The organism is Vibrio hepatarius (genome assembly GCF_043642085.1).
GTDB classification, from domain to species: Bacteria; Pseudomonadota; Gammaproteobacteria; order Enterobacterales; family Vibrionaceae; genus Vibrio; species Vibrio hepatarius_C.
In genome coordinates this window covers 24,942-41,943 of record NZ_JBHZSA010000008.1, presented here as the reverse complement: position 1 = coordinate 41,943, position 17,002 = coordinate 24,942, and the positions used below count along the sequence as shown (strand labels likewise).

Sequence of the window (17,002 nt, the reverse complement as noted above, 5' to 3'; positions counted from 1 at the left end):
TCGAGAAGTTCAGTATAACGGGTAAAAAAAACGCCCGCTATAGAGCGGGCGTCTTAGATTCATGACATTAAGCCATAAATTAGAAGTCGTAACGTAGACCGATTGCTAGTTCGTCTTCAGCTTGTGCTTTAGTAGCAGTACCGTTACCTGCGCCAATCTCACCAATTGCATCGCCTGCACTGATTAGGTTGAAGTTGTACGAGATGTAAGTACGGAAGTTAGGCTTGAAGTAGTAAGTTGCATCGATTGCAACGTTGTCTGCTGATGTTTCGCCATCAGTTTCAGCGTTGTTGTACGTTGCTGTGAATACTGTCTTCTCTAGCGTGTACGCTGTTGCGAATTCGTAACCAGTGTAGTCGCCGTTGTCTTTTGCTTTTTCACCGTCTGTAAATACACCAGCGAAGTATAGATCGCTGATACGGTAAGATGCTGCAAGCATGTATTCGTTCTGCTCGTCTTGGTCAGCGTAACCACCACCTAGTTTAAGGCCAGTGTCACCTAGAGCGTAGATTGCAGATAATGAATAGCCATCTGCTTTATTGTCGTCATAAGAAACTACAGTGTCGCCAACTTTGTTTTCTGTACGGTCAGCAAAACGGTAGCTTGCTTTTAGACCTAGGTCAGCAAATTGGCCTTTGTAAGAAATCATGTTGTCCGTACGGTCAGCTACAGCGATTTTGTCTGCAGCAGAGTTACCGTGGTAAGACATGATATCGGTAAAGTCAGTGATAACGCCTAGCGCACCGTCGTTTTTACCGTAAGTTACTTCACCGAAGTCACCGCCGATACCAGCGTATGTGTAACGGTGGTCGATGTCGTCGCCGCCAGTGTTGTCGTTTGCGTTGTATTCAGCTTCGTAGAAACCAACACCGTATAGGCCGTCAGTGATTTGAGTCTTACCTAGGAAGTTTAGACGTACACGAGTGTTGTCTTGTGCTTTGCCATCTTTAAGAGATAGACGAGCTTCAGCACGACCACCGATCTCTAGAGAGTTGCCGTTTGAGCTGTATACTGAAGTACCTTCGATACCGCCAGCTTGTTTACCGTCAGCCGCTACTGCGCCTGTCGCCACTGCTGCAGCTGAAACTGCTAGAGCAATCAGAGTTTTGTTCATCTTATTAGTCCTAATTTACTGTCCATAAATAGTTGTTTTTGCGAGTGATAACTCACGTGGGGTTATCCTCTACTTATTCCTCTCGTGAATCAATGTTCATATGTGAGACTTATGTCAAATTTATGAAGCATCCAAAAACACGCATGAGCAATCGCTGTGCAATGTTTTACCGTTAAAGTTCCGCTGTGGGGTAGTAAAACGATATAAAAGGCAATTATGAACAGTGTTTTATTTGTGGTAAAAAAACATCAACTCATTGTTTAATAGGTATTTTTGATGTTTCCTAATTGGATTTTACTTAGAAATAGTTTTAGTTTTTTTTATTCAATGATGCTTGAGTTAGAGTTTTTTGAAGTTTTTTACAGTGCTGGTTAATTTGGCACCGATCTCACTTTTTGGGCTGGGGTTGATTTAAGGTGATTTAGTTGCCAAGTTTGTTTACACTAGAAGAAATTGTTAGTTAACACACTACCTAGTCCATCGGATTAGGTAGTTTTGTTTTGTCCAAAGATTGCTTTGGCAAAGAGGTACATAATGGAAAAAGTCCCAATGACACTACGTGGCGAACAGCAGCTACGTGTAGAATTAGACCGTTTATTAAAGCTTCGTCCACAGATTTCTGAAGCAATTGCAGAAGCTCGTGAACTTGGCGATCTAAAAGAGAACGCTGAATACCACGCTGCTCGTGAAGAGCAGGGTATCTGTGAAGCGCAGATTCGTGATATCGAATACAAGCTGTCTGTGGCTCAAGTGATTGACGTAACTAAGATGGACAACTCAGGTAAAGTTATCTTTGGTTCAACAGTGACTCTAATTGACTGTGATACTGAAGAAGAGAAAACTTACCAGATCGTTGGTGATGACGAAGCGGACATTAAAGCCGGTCGTATTTCGGTAAGCTCGCCAATTGCACGTGGTCTAATCGGTAAGATGGAAGGTGACGAAGTAGTCATTTCTACACCGGGCGGTGATCGTGATTTTGAAATCGACAGCGTAGAGTATCTCTAAGCTAGCAATGCCTATTGCACAAATATCAAAAAAGGTCGCATTAGCGACCTTTTTTATTGCCGATTGACGTAAGATTACTTACGTGGCAATTCGATTTTACGCTCTTCGCCTTGGCGGAATAGCACAAGAGTTTTACCAATTACTTGTACTTTTTCTGCGCCAGTTTCACGCACGATAGCTTCAATGATCAAGTTTTTAGTATCGCGGTCTTCAGACGCAACTTTCACTTTGATCAGCTCGTGGTGGTTAAGAGCAATTTCGATTTCCGCTAGAACAGCTTCAGTTAGTCCGTTAGCGCCCATAAGCACAACAGGTTTTAGACTGTGCGCTAGGCCTTTTAGATGCTGCTTTTGTTTAGTGCTTAGGTTCATTACGCGGCCAATTTTCTTTAATATAAGGGTTGAAAAATACCATTTTAACGCCATCTAACTCTGAAGACTATAATTTATTGGGTTAGTTGTTCCCTCTATCTATTAGGATACCAATGAGTAAACAGAAACACTCGGCCAGTTCTGGTCGCTGGTTGAAAGAGCATTTTGATGATAAGTACGCCAACGAAGCGCGAAAAAAAGGCTATCGTTCACGTGCTTACTTCAAGATTGAAGAGATCCAAACCAAGGATAAATTACTAAAACCGGGTATGACCGTTGTCGATCTTGGTGCGGCTCCGGGCGGTTGGTCTCAATATGCTGCTAAGATAATAGGTGAAGAAGGACAGATCATTGCATGTGACCTACTTCCAATGGACCCAATCGCTGGCGTAAGCTTTTTACAAGGTGATTTCCGTGATGAAGCGGTACTTGAAGCATTACTTGAGCGTATCCAACCTTCAATGGTGGACGTGGTAATGTCGGATATGGCACCAAACATTGCAGGCAATAACTCTGTGGATCAGCCGCGCGCTATGTATTTAGTTGAATTGGCTTTAGATATGTGTCGACAAGTTCTAGCACCTAATGGTAGCTTTGTTGTAAAGGTTTTCCAGGGTGAAGGCTTCGATCAATTTGTGAAAGAAGCTCGTGACATGTTTAAAGCTGTGAAAATCCGAAAACCTGACTCATCGCGAGCTCGCTCTCGAGAAGTCTTTGTTGTAGCCACTGGTTACAAAGGTTAACTATTTTGGCCTCTAATGGCCGAGTTAACACTATAGCTACAGGTTATAAACTGTAGTACCCTACCTTTAATTACAATTAGTTATCGAGAGGCTGACACCTTGAGTGACATGGCAAAAAATTTAATTCTGTGGCTTGTTATCGCTGTCGTATTGATGTCGGTTTTCCAGAGCTTTGGCCCTGGAGAGAGCAATGGCAGAGCGGTGGATTACACCACGTTTGTACAGGAAGTTGGCCAAGGCCAGATTCAGGAAGCAACTTTTAAAGACGGTGAGATTAGTTTCACTCGTCGTGGCGGCGGCGCGCGTTATGTTACTTACATGCCAGTCTACGACCAAAAGCTCCTTGATGACCTAATTAACCAGAATGTGAAAGTACAAGGTACACCTCCTGAAGAGCAAAGCCTACTAGGTACTATCTTTATTTCTTGGTTCCCTATGATCTTACTGATTGGTGTATGGATTTTCTTCATGCGTCAAATGCAAGGCGGCGGCGGTAAAGGCGCTATGTCTTTCGGTAAGAGCAAAGCTCGAATGATGAGCGAAGAACAAATTAAGACCACTTTTGCTGATGTTGCAGGCTGTGACGAAGCAAAAGAAGATGTAAAAGAGCTAGTGGACTACCTACGTGATCCAAGCCGCTTCCAGAAACTGGGCGGTAAGATTCCAACGGGTGTGTTGATGGTTGGTCCTCCTGGTACTGGTAAAACGCTACTTGCAAAAGCGATTGCAGGTGAAGCGAAAGTACCGTTCTTTACTATTTCAGGTTCTGACTTCGTTGAAATGTTTGTTGGTGTTGGTGCATCTCGTGTGCGTGACATGTTCGAACAGGCGAAGAAAGCGGCACCTTGTATTATCTTCATCGATGAAATCGATGCGGTAGGTCGCCAGCGTGGTGCTGGTGTTGGTGGTGGTCACGATGAACGTGAACAAACACTAAACCAAATGCTGGTTGAAATGGATGGTTTCGAAGGTAACGAAGGTATTATCGTTATCGCCGCGACTAACCGTCCTGACGTACTTGACCCTGCGCTATTGCGTCCGGGCCGTTTTGACCGCCAAGTTGTGGTTGGTCTACCAGATGTACGTGGTCGTGAACAGATTCTTAAAGTACACATGCGTAAAGTTCCTCTATCGGGTGACGTAGAGCCATCTCTAATCGCACGTGGTACTCCAGGCTTCTCAGGTGCAGACCTAGCTAACCTAGTTAACGAAGCGGCGTTGTTTGCTGCTCGCGGTAACAAGCGCAACGTTTCTATGGTTGAGTTTGAACTGGCAAAAGACAAGATCATGATGGGTGCAGAGCGCCGTTCTATGGTGATGTCTGAAGAGACTAAAGAGTCAACCGCGTACCACGAAGCCGGTCATGCAATTGTTGGTCGCTTAGTGCCAGAACACGATCCAGTGTACAAGGTATCGATCATTCCACGTGGCCGTGCGCTGGGTGTGACTATGTATCTACCAGAGCAAGATCGCGTAAGCATGTCTCGTCAACACCTTGAGTCTATGGTTTCAAGCCTATACGGTGGTCGTCTTGCTGAAGAGCTAATCTACGGTGCAGACAAAGTATCAACAGGCGCTTCAAATGATATTGAACGTGCGACTGATATTGCTCGTAAGATGGTGACTCAGTGGGGTTTCTCTGAAAAGCTTGGTCCTCTTCTTTACGCAGAAGAAGAAGGTGAAGTGTTCTTAGGCCGCAGCGTGACACAGACTAAACACATGTCTGATGATACAGCGAAGCTAATCGACACAGAGATTCGTCAAATCATCGACCGCAACTACTCTCGTGCTAAACAGATCCTTGAAGAGAACATGGATATCATGCACGCAATGAAAGATGCGTTGATGAAGTACGAAACGATCGATGCTGGTCAGATTGAAGACCTAATGGCTCGTAAAGACGACATTCGTGAACCAGCAGGTTGGGGTGATAACGCCAACAAACCTGAAGAAAAGCCAGAAGTGAAAGCTGAAGAAGCACCTGCAGAGCAGGAAGCGGATAAACCAGCAGAAGAAAAAGTAACTTCTGAGGAAACAACGACTGAAGCGCCAGAGAAAAAAGACTCTGAGTAATTCACTGCTTAAGACCAAACCCCGGGGAAACTCGGGGTTTTTGCATTTATTATGATCTTGAAAGCCAATAATAAATCTCTCGATTTATCCAAGCCCCAAGTGATGGGGATTCTTAACGTTACTCCTGATTCATTTTCTGATGGCGGTAAGTTCGACACACTAGATAATGCGCTTACCCAGGCCAAACGTATGATTGAAGCCGGTGTGACTATTATCGATATCGGTGGCGAATCGACGCGTCCTGGAGCTCCGGATGTTGCGTTAGAAGAAGAGCTGCAACGTGTGATTCCTGTCATCACGGCTATTCGCCAGCATAGTGATGTATGGATTTCGATTGATACCAGCAAAGCAGAGGTGATGCGCCAAGCTATCGAGGCTGGAGCTGATATCATTAATGACGTTCGTGCATTGCAAGAACCGGGTGCATTAGAGGTGGCAGCGCAAGCGAGCCTACCGATTTGCTTAATGCATATGCAAGGCCAACCACGCACCATGCAAGCGAACCCGCACTATGGAGACTTAGTCAAAGAAGTCGGGGAGTTTTTGCAAGAACGCATCGAGGCTTGCGAGCAAGTTGGCATTCAACGTGAACAGCTCATTCTCGACCCCGGTTTTGGTTTTGGCAAAACGCTGGAACATAACTATCATATGCTTGCTCATCTTGAAGCTTTCCATCAGTTTGGCTTGCCAATTCTTGCGGGTATGTCGCGTAAATCGATGTTGTTTAAGTTACTTGATAAAGCCCCTGCAGAGTGTGTCGCTGCCAGTGTCAGCTGTGCAACGATTGCCGCGATGAAGGGCGCACAAATTATTCGTGTTCATGATTTTGAACAAACGCTTGATGCTATGAAAATTGTCTCAATGGTCAAAGAAAACCATTGAAAATTAAAAAATATAAAGGAATAACTATGTCAGACAAGAGACGTTATTTTGGTACCGATGGTGTCCGTGGCAAAGTAGGTCAATATCCTATTACTCCTGATTTTGTCTTGAAGCTAGGTTGGGCAGCAGGCCGCGTACTGGCTAAGCAGGGCACTAAGAAAGTGATCATTGGTAAAGATACCCGTATTTCAGGGTATATGCTGGAGTCAGCGTTAGAAGCTGGACTTGCGGCTGCAGGTTTGAAAGCAACCTTTACTGGCCCAATGCCAACGCCTGCTGTTGCTTATCTAACTCAAACCTTCCGTGCTGAAGCTGGCATTGTTATCTCTGCATCACACAACCCTTACTACGACAATGGCATCAAGTTCTTCTCATCGGAAGGTACTAAACTACCAGATGACATTGAGTTAGCGATTGAAGCTGAGCTAGATAAAGACATTGAATGTGTCGAGTCATCACTGCTTGGTAAAGCGACTCGACTTAATGATGCTGCGGGACGTTACATTGAATTCTGTAAGAGTACTTTCCCGACAGAGTTAAGCCTAGCGGGTCAAAAAATCGTAGTCGATTGTGCACATGGTGCGACTTACCATATCGCTCCTGCGGTATTTAGCGAACTAGGCGCAGAAGTGGTTGCCATGGGTATTGAGCCAAATGGGACTAATATCAACCACGAAGTTGGCGCGACCGATGTTCGTGCGCTACAAAAACGTGTCGTTGAAGAAGGTGCTGCTCTTGGTCTTGCTTTTGATGGCGATGGCGACCGAATCATCATGGTTGATCACTTAGGTAATAAGATCGATGGTGACCAAATTGCTTACATTATCGCTCGCGATGCTCTGCGTCGCGGTGAGTTAAAAGGCGGTGTTGTTGGTACACTGATGACCAACCTAGGTATGGAAAACGGCCTTAAGCAGTTGGGTATTCCATTTGTTCGTGCCGCTGTTGGTGACCGTTATGTGATGGAGCAACTGCTGGCGAAAGGTTGGAAGATCGGTGCAGAGAACTCGGGTCACGTCATTCTACTAGACAAAGTCACTACAGGTGACGCGATTGTGGCGGCGCTACAAGTACTTGCTTCTGTTGTCGGCAGTGATATGTCTCTCCATGACCTATCACAAGGCATGACACTCTACCCGCAGGTGCTAGAAAACGTTCGTTTTGAAGGCGACTCAAACCCACTTGAAGCGGAAGCCGTAAAACAAGCGACGGCAGAAGTTGAAGCTGAGCTTGGCGATAAAGGTAGAGTGCTATTGCGTAAATCAGGTACAGAGCCGTTGATTCGCGTCATGGTGGAAGGACAAGATGGTGAACTTGTTCAAGCTTCAGCACTCAAGATTGCTGATGCAGTAAAAGCAAGCTTTTAACAATAAGCGCTAATATTGAAAGAAGCCACCTGACGAGGTGGCTTTTTTTATTGGCAAATCGTTATTCTTCTTCAGTGCGCTTTTTGCCCCATACTTCAATTTTTGCTTTTTTGCTTAAGCCGACTGCGCTGAGTGTGTTGCTGCCCCAGCTATCATAACTCATATCGAGCTTTTTAAACTTGGCATTTTCATCACCTGGTAAAGTCCATGCACGAGTCGACATACCTTTAGTCAAGGTGCCCATTGTTTTTAGCTCTTTAGTGCTGCCATCTGACATGGTGACAACCAGCTCTTTAAGGTTTACTGTGCCTTGAACGACTTTGATTTTTAACTTGCTGAAGTTTCGTTCACTGATATAGGCCAAAGGCTCAACAGTATCGGTTTCAGCTTTATAGTTAACCACCTTATCGCTGATTAATACCCAGCCATCGGCCTCTTTGGCGAAACTGTGCGGAGCAAAAAATAGAACCAGTGATGACAGTAAAATTGTGATGATTTGTTTCATGTTACCTCTGCGTTTTATGTTAGGATTGCCTCGTTTAATTTAGTGACGATGCCTTATGCCACACCACGAGATACAGTATTTACAAGAAATGGGAATTCAGTATTACCAACTGAACCACCCAGAAAGGCTGCAAGGCTATCAATCGCCAAATATAGTATTGCAAGAGTCTTGTAAACTTTTGCTGGTATCTCCCCAATATCCGAAAAAAGAGACAGCTTTAATGTTTGAACGGGTGTTGAAAAGTATCAAGTTGGACTTATCACAGGCGTTACATATTTACCCAGAGCAGCTCTCTCAGCTGGCTCAGCCTTTTACTGGATGGATATGGTTCGCTGGCTGTGAAGCGCCATCGCAAGTCTCAGGACAGATGCTAACGTCTCCTTTGCTCAGCGATATTGATGGAAACAACGAGCAACGTCGTGCTCTTTGGCAACAAATTTGTTCATACCAAAAATGAAAAACTCAATCCTTCCCTTAGATAATGCTCACTTAGACAGTGTGTTACGTATCGAGCGCGCAGCGCATAGTCATCCTTGGTCAGAAAATCTGATTCGAGACATCAATAGTCGCGGCGCTAGTCATCATGTCTTAGTGCAAGATGATAAGGTGGTGGGTTACTTTTACGCGCAGAATATTGTTGGTGAAGTCACTTTACTTAATATCGCTGTTGATCCGAATGAGCAGGGCAAAGGCTATGGTAAGCAGTTGATTGAGAGCTTTCTAACCATGTGTGAGCAGGCGAAAGCAGACAGTGCGTGGCTCGAGGTAAGAGAAAGTAATATTCGCGCGACAGCCTTGTATGAGGCGGTAGGCTTTAATGAAGTCGATCGACGTATCAACTATTACCCTACGATTAAGGGCAAAGAAGATGCGATTATCATGAGCTATATCTTTTTCTAGACTATTTCTGCACGGCTTTAATAACGGTCGGCTCATCTACTGGGTAGAAATTCTTTTCAAATCTATGCGTTAGCTCTGTTACTGGAAGAGGTTTATCAAATAAGTAACCTTGGAATTGGTCACAGCCCAGTTGTTTCAGAGCTTGCAGTTCATAAGCATCTTCGACACCTTCCGCAATCACTTCTAGGTTGAGTCTTTTTGCCGTCATAATGATGGTGTCCACGATTGCTTGATCACTCTCATCTAAGTGAAGTTGAGTGACGAATGAACGATCGATTTTCAACACATCGACAGACAGGTGCTTGAGGTAACGTAGTGAAGAATAGCCGGTACCGAAGTCATCGATAGAGGTTTTCAAATTATGTTGCTTAAGCTCCTTCATTTTTTTTACTGTCCCTTCCACATCCTCTAGCAGCAAGTTCTCGGTAATTTCCAGTTCAATATGTTCTCCACTAATGCCTGCCTGTGCCATCGAGTCGACGATATGTTCTACAAACGAGCTTTGGGAAAACTGCAAAGGGCTGATATTGATCGCTAATCGGCGGAAAGTATCGGGTAACTGGTCGAATTTTTTCCAATTAGCGTACTGATAGCATGCTTGTTCAATAATCCAATTACCGATTTGCAGTATCTGTCCGGTCTCTTCCGCAATCGGCATGAAGATTCCAGGCGGTAACAGCCCTTTGTCTGGGTGGTTCCAACGAATTAAAGCCTCCACACCAATGATATGGTGTTTGTCATCCACCTGAGGTTGATAGTAGAGCTCTAGCTGACCTTTATTAATCGCTTCATGCAGTCCTTTCTCTATTTCCAAGAATGACTCTACTTGAGCTTGCATCTCAGGTTCATAGAACATGTACTTGTTGCGACCCGCCACTTTGGCTCGATAGAGGGCCGTGTCCGCTTGACGAAGCACATCAATATTTGTGCCTCCAACAGAAGGGAAAACGGCGATACCGACACTGACGGTACAATAAAGTTGGTGATCGTCAATTGAATAGGGGTTGGAAATAAGTGCCAGTAACTGTTGAGCCAGTTCATGAGCTTTATCTACCGAGGTGTTGGGAAGAAGTATGGCAAACTCATCACCACCGATGCGCGCCGCGGTAAATTCCGCTTGTAGCCATGCTTCCACACGCATTGAAATTGCTTTGATAAGATGATCGCCAATGGTATGTCCGAGAGAATCATTGATAGTTTTAAAGCGGTCTAAATCGAGATAAAAGAGTGCCCCGGATTGGTTGTCCTTGTTGGCATGAGCAATGGCTTCTTCCAGCATTTGTAGCATCAAACTGCGGTTTGCTAGACCAGTTAAGGAGTCATAGTAAGCAAGCTGATTGAGTTTGACCTCTGCGGCTTCTCTGTCTTTCCACAGGGTGTGAAAGGTTTGTGCCAAGTGACCGAGTTCGTCGTCGCGATATTGTGTCGGAGGTGGAAGCACACTGTTTTTATTCTGCAAAGAACGCACCCAGTCAATCAGAGTCACTAATGGCTTCGACAGTTTTTGATAAAAGAACATCAATAAGATCGATGTCAGCAGGATATTTCGGAACAGATCAAACAGCAGAATCTGGGTTGTCTTAGCGATAAAATCTTTGGCGATATAAGCGCCGTTCACCGAAAAGCGTAAGGTACCGACTACGACATGAGAATTAGGCTGATGCAGGTCGGTCCTATAAATCGGTGTAGTGGGCGTTAAATAGCGTGAAAGTGCTTCAGTAAAGTCGCTTTGCTGAGAAATGTTTTTTTCTCGCTCGGTCAAGGTGTCACCAAAGTCATCAATAATTTGCACTTGGTAAATCGCATTATCCATCATCAAGCTTGATGCGACTTGCTCTGCGAGCAGTTGGTTTAAGTGATAGGCGGCTTGGCTAGCGTTAGAGTAGTTCTGTAGTAGCTTAAATTGATAGTGTTCTTCAATGCGCTTTTGCTCCTGATGGAGATCCACCAGAATATGATAGAAGCTAAAGCAGATCCCTAAAATGACCGATACGAGGAAAACTGTTTTAGCTTGTCTAAAAGCGAGTGAGTTAATTTTTTTGTTTTCTGGCATAGTTGAGATAAGTTCCTTCTACTTCTTTAGTTATAGTCCATATTTATTGATATTTTAATTTGTAGCAGGATAGAAACTCTTTTTGCGTCATTTTCATTGATGAAGTTGCCCCTTAAGTGAATATAAGCGAAAATACCGCGCAAAATTGAATCGAACCGCTAGAGCTAGAGTTGTGACTCGCTCGATATAGCTCATAGACAGAAGAAGAACCCTTTCATGTCAAATACACCTTTTCTTGGCGAAGTTTCTAAACGTAGAACTTTCGCTATCATCTCGCACCCAGATGCGGGTAAAACCACTATTACAGAAAAAGTACTGTTATTCGGAAACGCAATCCAAAAAGCAGGTACAGTAAAAGGTCGTGGCTCTGCTCAACATGCGAAATCTGACTGGATGGAGATGGAGAAAGAGCGTGGTATCTCGGTGACAACCTCTGTAATGCAGTTCCCTTACAATGATTGTCTAGTAAACCTACTCGATACTCCAGGACACGAAGACTTCTCGGAAGATACTTACCGTACACTGACAGCGGTAGACTCATGTCTAATGGTTATCGATGCGGCGAAAGGTGTCGAAGACCGTACCCGTAAACTAATGGAAGTAACGCGCTTACGTGATACTCCAATCGTGACCTTCATGAACAAATTGGACCGTGATGTACGTGATCCAATGGAAGTGCTTGACGAAGTAGAAAGTGAACTTGGCATGGCGTGTGCGCCAATTTCATGGCCTATCGGTTGTGGTAAAGAGTTTAAAGGTGTTTACCACATTCACCGTGATGAAACGATTTTGTACGAATCTGGCCACGGTCATGAAATCCAAGAAGTACGCATCATCAAAGGTCTCGATAACCCAGAGCTTGATGAAAAAGTTGGAGCTGATCTAGCGGAAAGCGTGCGTGAAGAGCTTGAGCTCGTAATGGGTGCATGTCCTGAGTTTGACCAAGAGCTTTTCTTAGCGGGTGAACTTACGCCTGTATACTTTGGTACCGCATTAGGTAACTTTGGTGTTGACCATATGCTTGATGGCCTAACTAAGTGGGCGCCAGCACCGAAAGCGCGTCAAGCGGTAGAGCGTGACGTTGAAGCAACAGAAGATAAGTTTTCAGGCTTTGTATTTAAGATCCAAGCAAACATGGATCCTAAACACCGTGACCGTATTGCATTCATGCGTATCGTATCAGGTACTTACACCCAGGGCATGAAAATGAACCACGTGCGTACCGGTAAAAACGTCAGTATTTCTGATGCGGTAACCTTTATGGCAGGCGATCGTTCTCGCGCTGAGAATGCTTACGCAGGTGATATCATTGGTCTGCATAACCACGGTACGATTCAGATTGGTGATACTTTTACTCAAGGTGAAGCACTGAAGTTCTCTGGTATTCCCAACTTTGCTCCTGAACTGTTCCGACGCATCCGACTAAAAGATCCATTGAAGCAGAAGCAACTACTAAAAGGTCTAGTTCAGCTTTCTGAAGAAGGTGCAGTGCAAGTATTCCGTCCACTACAAAATAACGACCTTATCGTAGGTGCGGTAGGTGTGCTTCAGTTTGATGTGGTTGTTGCGCGTCTAAAAGCAGAATACAACGTAGAAGCTATCTATGAAGGTGTTAACGTTGCGACAGCACGTTGGGTGGAGTGTTCAGACGGTAAGAAGCTAGATGACTTCCAGCGTAAGAACCAAACCAACCTAGCACTGGATGGTGGTGACAACCTGACGTACATCGCACCAACTATGGTGAATTTGAATCTGGCGAAAGAGCGTTTTCCAGATGTGGAGTTCCGAGCGACTCGCGAACACTAATCTTCGTCGTATTTGGGGGGATAACTGCGTTAACTTCGCAAATTCACCCCAATCACATAGCGGACTATGCTCATGGGGATGAATTTGCTTGTTGCCTTGTTCTAACCCCAACTACTTAGAAGATCTTTAGATAATCTAAGCTATAAAAAATACCGCCTGATTAAGGCGGTATTTTTTTATCTGGTAAAAGCAGAGTATGTCATTCCTTAGAGCGACGAAGGAGTGAGTAAGGAATCTCTCAAAGCGCGTCGTAGCTTTGATGAGATCCCCAACTCGTTCGTACCTCACTCTTGAGGATGACGGAAAAAAGAAAGGGTTGACGCTTTCACATCAACCCTTACTAATATTATTTAAATCAAAAGATTACTTTTTCTTCGTAGCGACTTTCTTCTTACCTTTAGCGGCAGTTTTCTTCTTGTCGTCTTTTTTCTTGTTCTTTTTCTTAAACACAGGTTTTTTGTGTTTAGGGCGCATCTCTTTGATAAAGCGCTCTTTGATCTCTTCTTTTACGTAGCGAGCAACGCGGTCTAGCATTGGTTGGTCGTGCGCTTCAACAAGAGATACCGCATTACCTTTTTTACCAGCACGAGCAGTACGGCCAATTCGGTGCAGGTAAACGTCTGCACTACGAGGCATGTCGTAGTTGATTACATGGCTTACGTCAGGAAGGTCGATACCACGCGCTGCAACGTCGGTTGCCAGTAATACGTTTACTGTACCGTCACGGAAACGGGCGATGGCGTTGTTACGACGATCTTGTGGCATTTCACCTTGAATCCAAGCACACGGAATTTGCGCTTTTTCCAGTTCAGCGCGAAGCTCACCAAGACGCTCACGAGTTTTTAAGAACACAATTGAGCGCTCAGCTTGATCAGTGATGATCTTTTTAAGCAGCTCAAGTTTATGGTTCATGTCATCAGCACGGTGGTACCACTGTGCGATTTTCTTACGCTCACGACGAGATGGTTCAGCGTCAATTTCTGCAGGCTCTTTTAGTAGGTCGGCTGTGAAGCCCTCAACACCTTTACCTTCAAGCGTTGCAGAAAAGAGTAGCGTCTGTTTACGCCAGCGACATTCTGTAGAAAGGCGATCAACCGTTGGGCCAAACCCCATATCTAGCATGCGATCGGCTTCATCAAGGATCAGCCATTCAATCGCACGACAGTCAAAACGCTCTGCGTTGATGTATTCCATCAAACGGCCAGGTGTTGCTACCACGATATCTTGGGTTTTACCTAAGATATCTGCATGCTCTTGGTACTGAACACCACCAGTGATAGTAAAGATATTGAGCTTAGTATGCTTCGCTAGTGCACGTGCTTGGTCTGCAACCTGCATCGCTAACTCACGTGTTGGCGTTAAAATTAGCACACGAGCAGGTCCCGGCTTACGACGAGGAAAATCTTGCAAATATTGCAGTGCAGGTAATGCAAATGCGGCTGTTTTACCTGTCCCTGTTGGGGCAGAAGCCAAGATGTCTCGGCCATCTAACGCTTGCGGAATGGCTTCAGCCTGAATTTGTGTTGGGCGGTCATAACCCATTTCTTCAATGGCGAGGAGTAGGTTAGAGTCTAGCTCCAATTCAGCGAAATTTCTGATCACTATAAGGTCTCCACAAGCGAGTTGGTGTGAGCATTAAATTTAAGGGGTCGTATTATAGAGTGTTCGGTGATAAGGATCACACCTTATTTTCTACATCTTTAGATAAAACGCCTTTGTTAGCTGAACAAAGTCACTGCTATAGCCGTCATTCTCATGAATGGTTAATGCTGAGTGAACCACAGGGATGGGTACTTTACCTAATTGAATCAGTAGCCTAGATACCTCTTTGTGCTCAGTTGGTTTAACTTGGCAAAGGCGTTGTAGTGACCACCCTTGCTGCTCGGCGAGAGCAATAAATATATCCCCTTCTACTTTAGGCAGCACAAAGCTAGCGTAGCCTTGAGCGGTTAATAGATCCCAGCAGCGTTTGAGTAAGTCTTGATGGCTTAAGCTAGTAGTGTGTCTCGCGGTTGCTCGGCTGATATTTTGCGCTTGTTCTCCGCTATTAAAGTAAGGAGGGTTGCAGATAATGCAATCAAACTTGTTAGGGAATGAGTGGGTCAGCACATCTCCACAGTGAAGCTCGATACGATTATGCCAAGGAGAATGGGTAAAATTGTATTTCGCCGCTTCCACAGCATGATTTTCGATCTCAATCGCCTCAATGCTTAAAGATAGGTTACGTTGGGCACTCATTAGACTCAGTAGTCCAGTACCAGTACCTATATCGAGTAAGGTTTTAGGGTTCTCCAGTTTAGTCCAAGCACCCAACAGCACTCCGTCGGTGCTGACAGGCATCCCCGAGTATCCTCCCGAGATGCTAAATTGTTTAAATTCAAAACTTTTTGTCTTTTTCATAAAAAATTATGTTTATCGGTCAATGTTTGATTTTTAAGTTAAATGATCTGTTGTTAATTAATTGTTTGGATTTTTGTTCTGATTGTTTTCTATTTGTAGTGCTTATTGATTAGTTAATTGACCTGGTTATTTTTATTGGTGTAGTGATATATGCTGCATTTGTGACGATATTTTGAATTTATATGGCGTTTTCAGTCGATGACTTGCTACTGAATCAGGATTTCGTCATTATGCGCGCCTAAATTTTATAGAGTGGACATCTATTTGTACTGCTCAACAAACACAACATCGATTAAATAATAATGAAAGGGTCTACAGTGAATCAGACTTTAAAATTAACAGATATTATTGCGGTAGGCTTTATGCTTTTCGCATTCTTTTTAGGTGCAGGTAACATCATATTCCCTCCATTGGCTGGTCAGCTTGCTGGTGAGAATTTATTGCCGGCGATGGCAGGTTTCCTTTTAACTGCGGTAGGTCTTCCTCTAATTACCATCGTTGCTATTGCAGTTTCTGGTGGCTCTTGGGATCACTTGACTAAAGACCTGCCGAAACGTGCGGCTATGACCATCGCGATACTGATATTTATTATTATTGGCCCTGCTTTTGCAGCTCCAAGAACTGGGTTAGCGGCTTATGAGATGGCAATCAAACCATTTTTTGTCGAGGCTACACAATCGCATTTGACCATCTTTTCTATACTGTTTTTTGCTGTAGCAATGTCTTTCTCGTGGTCTCAAGGCAAGCTTATCGATGTCATCGGTAAGGTGCTAACTCCTGTTCTTTGCCTGGGACTAATTACACTTGCAGTTGCCGTATTTATTGACCCTCAAGGTGAAATTGTCGCTGCTCATGGAGAGTACTTAACTCATCCACTGCAGAAAGGTTTCCTTGAAGGTTACAACACGATGGATACTTTTGCTTCATTGATGTTCGGCGCATTAATGGTTGATGCTTTAAAACGCAAAGGTATTACTGAGCAAAAAGCAACGTCTAAGTATTTAATTAGCGCTGCGTGTATTGCAGCCGTTGGTCTGACAGTTGTTTATGTAGCATTGTTTTACTTGGGTGCAACCAGTGCGGCTGTTGCATCAGGTGCAGACAATGGTGGTGTGATCCTTAGCCTATATGTTCAGTCTCTTTTTGGTCCATATGGTCAGTTTGCTTTGTCTATTATCGTGCTACTTGCTTGTTTAACGACGGCGATTGGCCTTATCTCTGCTTGCTCTGATTTCTTTAGCTCGTTGACTCCTATTTCTTATAAAGGCTGGGTGATCATCAATGGTATCGCGTGTGCAACCGTCGCTAATGTAGGGCTGTCTCAATTGATTGCTTTATCTGTGCCGGCATTATTTGCTTTATATCCGGTGGCTATTGCGCTAGTGGCATTGACCTTCTTACGTAAGAAACTACCAAACCCTAAAGCGGCATACCGCATAGTGATCCTAGTGTCTTTAATGTTTGCTTTGATTGATGCAGCTAAAGTTGCTGGCGTTGACGTGTCTGCATTCAACATGCTGCCGCTATTTAATATCGGTATGGGTTGGTTGTTACCGACCGTTGTAGCGATGATTGCGATGATGTTCGTCGGCAAAGCAGAACAAGCTGCAATCGCAGAAGAAACTGCATAATAACTCAGTAAACCTGAATCATTGATCCCCTGTCACGTAAGGCGTGGCAGGGGATTTTTTATATCGGTAGATTTTTACTCGCCAATAAAAAATTCCTGTATCTTCGTCACACTTTTGAGTACAATTCTTCGGTTAAATTCTACTCATAA

Annotated in this window: 15 protein-coding genes; 9 read left to right on the top strand and 6 right to left on the bottom strand. The window is 44.3% G+C overall.

The window, feature by feature from the left end; genetic code table 11:
• Window positions 1-79: 79 nt before the first annotated feature.
• Window positions 80-1,114 carry a porin gene (locus ACHUFZ_RS15450; protein ID WP_394127845.1) on the bottom strand — a complete coding sequence of 345 codons (1,035 nt, stop codon included), beginning with the start codon at window positions 1,112-1,114 and terminating at the stop codon, window positions 80-82.
• A gap of 534 nt (window positions 1,115-1,648) precedes the next feature.
• On the opposite strand from ACHUFZ_RS15450, the gene greA reads away from it, so the two are divergent.
• Complete coding sequence (greA, locus tag ACHUFZ_RS15445) at window positions 1,649-2,122, top strand: transcription elongation factor GreA (RefSeq protein WP_134836013.1); 474 nt, start codon at window positions 1,649-1,651, stop codon at window positions 2,120-2,122.
• A 74-nt stretch (window positions 2,123-2,196) separates the two neighbouring features.
• On the opposite strand, the gene yhbY is transcribed toward greA, so the two are convergent.
• Window positions 2,197-2,493 carry a ribosome assembly RNA-binding protein YhbY gene (yhbY, locus tag ACHUFZ_RS15440; protein WP_134836012.1) on the bottom strand — a complete coding sequence of 99 codons (297 nt, stop codon included), beginning with the start codon at window positions 2,491-2,493 and terminating at the stop codon, window positions 2,197-2,199.
• Between the two features lie 113 nt (window positions 2,494-2,606).
• Here yhbY and rlmE point away from each other — a divergent pair, with 113 nt between their 5' ends.
• From rlmE to glmM, 4 genes are all read left to right on the top strand, one after another.
• A complete protein-coding gene (gene rlmE, locus ACHUFZ_RS15435) occupies window positions 2,607-3,236 on the top strand; it encodes a 23S rRNA (uridine(2552)-2'-O)-methyltransferase RlmE (RefSeq protein WP_053441183.1) in 630 nt (209 codons plus the stop codon).
• 108 nt (window positions 3,237-3,344) lie between these two features.
• Entirely contained in the window at window positions 3,345-5,309 is a 1,965-nt protein-coding gene (gene ftsH / locus ACHUFZ_RS15430; RefSeq protein ID WP_394127844.1) for an ATP-dependent zinc metalloprotease FtsH, read from the top strand.
• Window positions 5,310-5,360: 51 nt separating this feature from the next.
• Complete coding sequence (gene folP / locus ACHUFZ_RS15425; protein WP_394127843.1) at window positions 5,361-6,191, top strand: dihydropteroate synthase; 831 nt, start codon at window positions 5,361-5,363, stop codon at window positions 6,189-6,191.
• A gap of 26 nt (window positions 6,192-6,217) precedes the next feature.
• Window positions 6,218-7,558, top strand: a complete 1,341-nt coding sequence (gene glmM, locus ACHUFZ_RS15420; RefSeq protein ID WP_394127842.1) for a phosphoglucosamine mutase — start codon at window positions 6,218-6,220, stop codon at window positions 7,556-7,558.
• A 61-nt stretch (window positions 7,559-7,619) separates the two neighbouring features.
• Here the strand turns inward: glmM and ACHUFZ_RS15415 are convergent, their stop codons facing one another.
• Window positions 7,620-8,063, bottom strand: a complete 444-nt coding sequence (locus tag ACHUFZ_RS15415; protein ID WP_394127841.1) for a hypothetical protein — start codon at window positions 8,061-8,063, stop codon at window positions 7,620-7,622.
• A 55-nt stretch (window positions 8,064-8,118) separates the two neighbouring features.
• Between ACHUFZ_RS15415 and ACHUFZ_RS15410 the strand changes: the two genes are divergently transcribed.
• Window positions 8,119-8,520: a DNA polymerase III subunit psi gene (locus ACHUFZ_RS15410; RefSeq protein WP_394127840.1), complete on the top strand. Its 402-nt coding sequence runs from the start codon at window positions 8,119-8,121 to the stop codon at window positions 8,518-8,520.
• On the top strand, window positions 8,517-8,963 hold the full coding sequence (gene rimI, locus ACHUFZ_RS15405) for a ribosomal protein S18-alanine N-acetyltransferase (RefSeq protein WP_134836005.1): 447 nt from the start codon (window positions 8,517-8,519) through the stop codon (window positions 8,961-8,963). The genes ACHUFZ_RS15410 and rimI overlap by 4 nt, the downstream gene beginning before the upstream one ends.
• A gap of 1 nt (window position 8,964) precedes the next feature.
• Here rimI and ACHUFZ_RS15400 read toward each other — a convergent pair whose 3' ends face one another.
• Window positions 8,965-11,016: a putative bifunctional diguanylate cyclase/phosphodiesterase gene (locus ACHUFZ_RS15400; protein ID WP_394127839.1), complete on the bottom strand. Its 2,052-nt coding sequence runs from the start codon at window positions 11,014-11,016 to the stop codon at window positions 8,965-8,967.
• A 216-nt stretch (window positions 11,017-11,232) separates the two neighbouring features.
• Between ACHUFZ_RS15400 and prfC the strand changes: the two genes are divergently transcribed.
• Window positions 11,233-12,822 (top strand): peptide chain release factor 3, encoded by a 1,590-nt coding sequence (prfC, locus tag ACHUFZ_RS15395; RefSeq protein WP_394127838.1) that lies wholly within the window; start codon window positions 11,233-11,235, stop codon window positions 12,820-12,822.
• A 363-nt stretch (window positions 12,823-13,185) separates the two neighbouring features.
• On the opposite strand, the gene srmB is transcribed toward prfC, so the two are convergent.
• Together srmB and ACHUFZ_RS15385 are read right to left on the bottom strand one after the other, a co-directional pair.
• Window positions 13,186-14,424 carry an ATP-dependent RNA helicase SrmB gene (srmB, locus tag ACHUFZ_RS15390; RefSeq protein ID WP_394127837.1) on the bottom strand — a complete coding sequence of 413 codons (1,239 nt, stop codon included), beginning with the start codon at window positions 14,422-14,424 and terminating at the stop codon, window positions 13,186-13,188.
• Window positions 14,425-14,514: 90 nt separating this feature from the next.
• A complete protein-coding gene (locus ACHUFZ_RS15385; RefSeq protein ID WP_394127836.1) occupies window positions 14,515-15,162 on the bottom strand; it encodes a tRNA1(Val) (adenine(37)-N6)-methyltransferase in 648 nt (215 codons plus the stop codon).
• A 377-nt stretch (window positions 15,163-15,539) separates the two neighbouring features.
• Between ACHUFZ_RS15385 and brnQ the strand changes: the two genes are divergently transcribed.
• The gene (gene brnQ / locus ACHUFZ_RS15380; RefSeq protein WP_394127835.1) at window positions 15,540-16,853 is read left to right on the top strand and encodes a branched-chain amino acid transport system II carrier protein; all 1,314 of its coding nucleotides are present in this window, start codon (window positions 15,540-15,542) and stop codon (window positions 16,851-16,853) included.
• The last annotated feature ends 149 nt before the right edge of the window (window positions 16,854-17,002 follow it).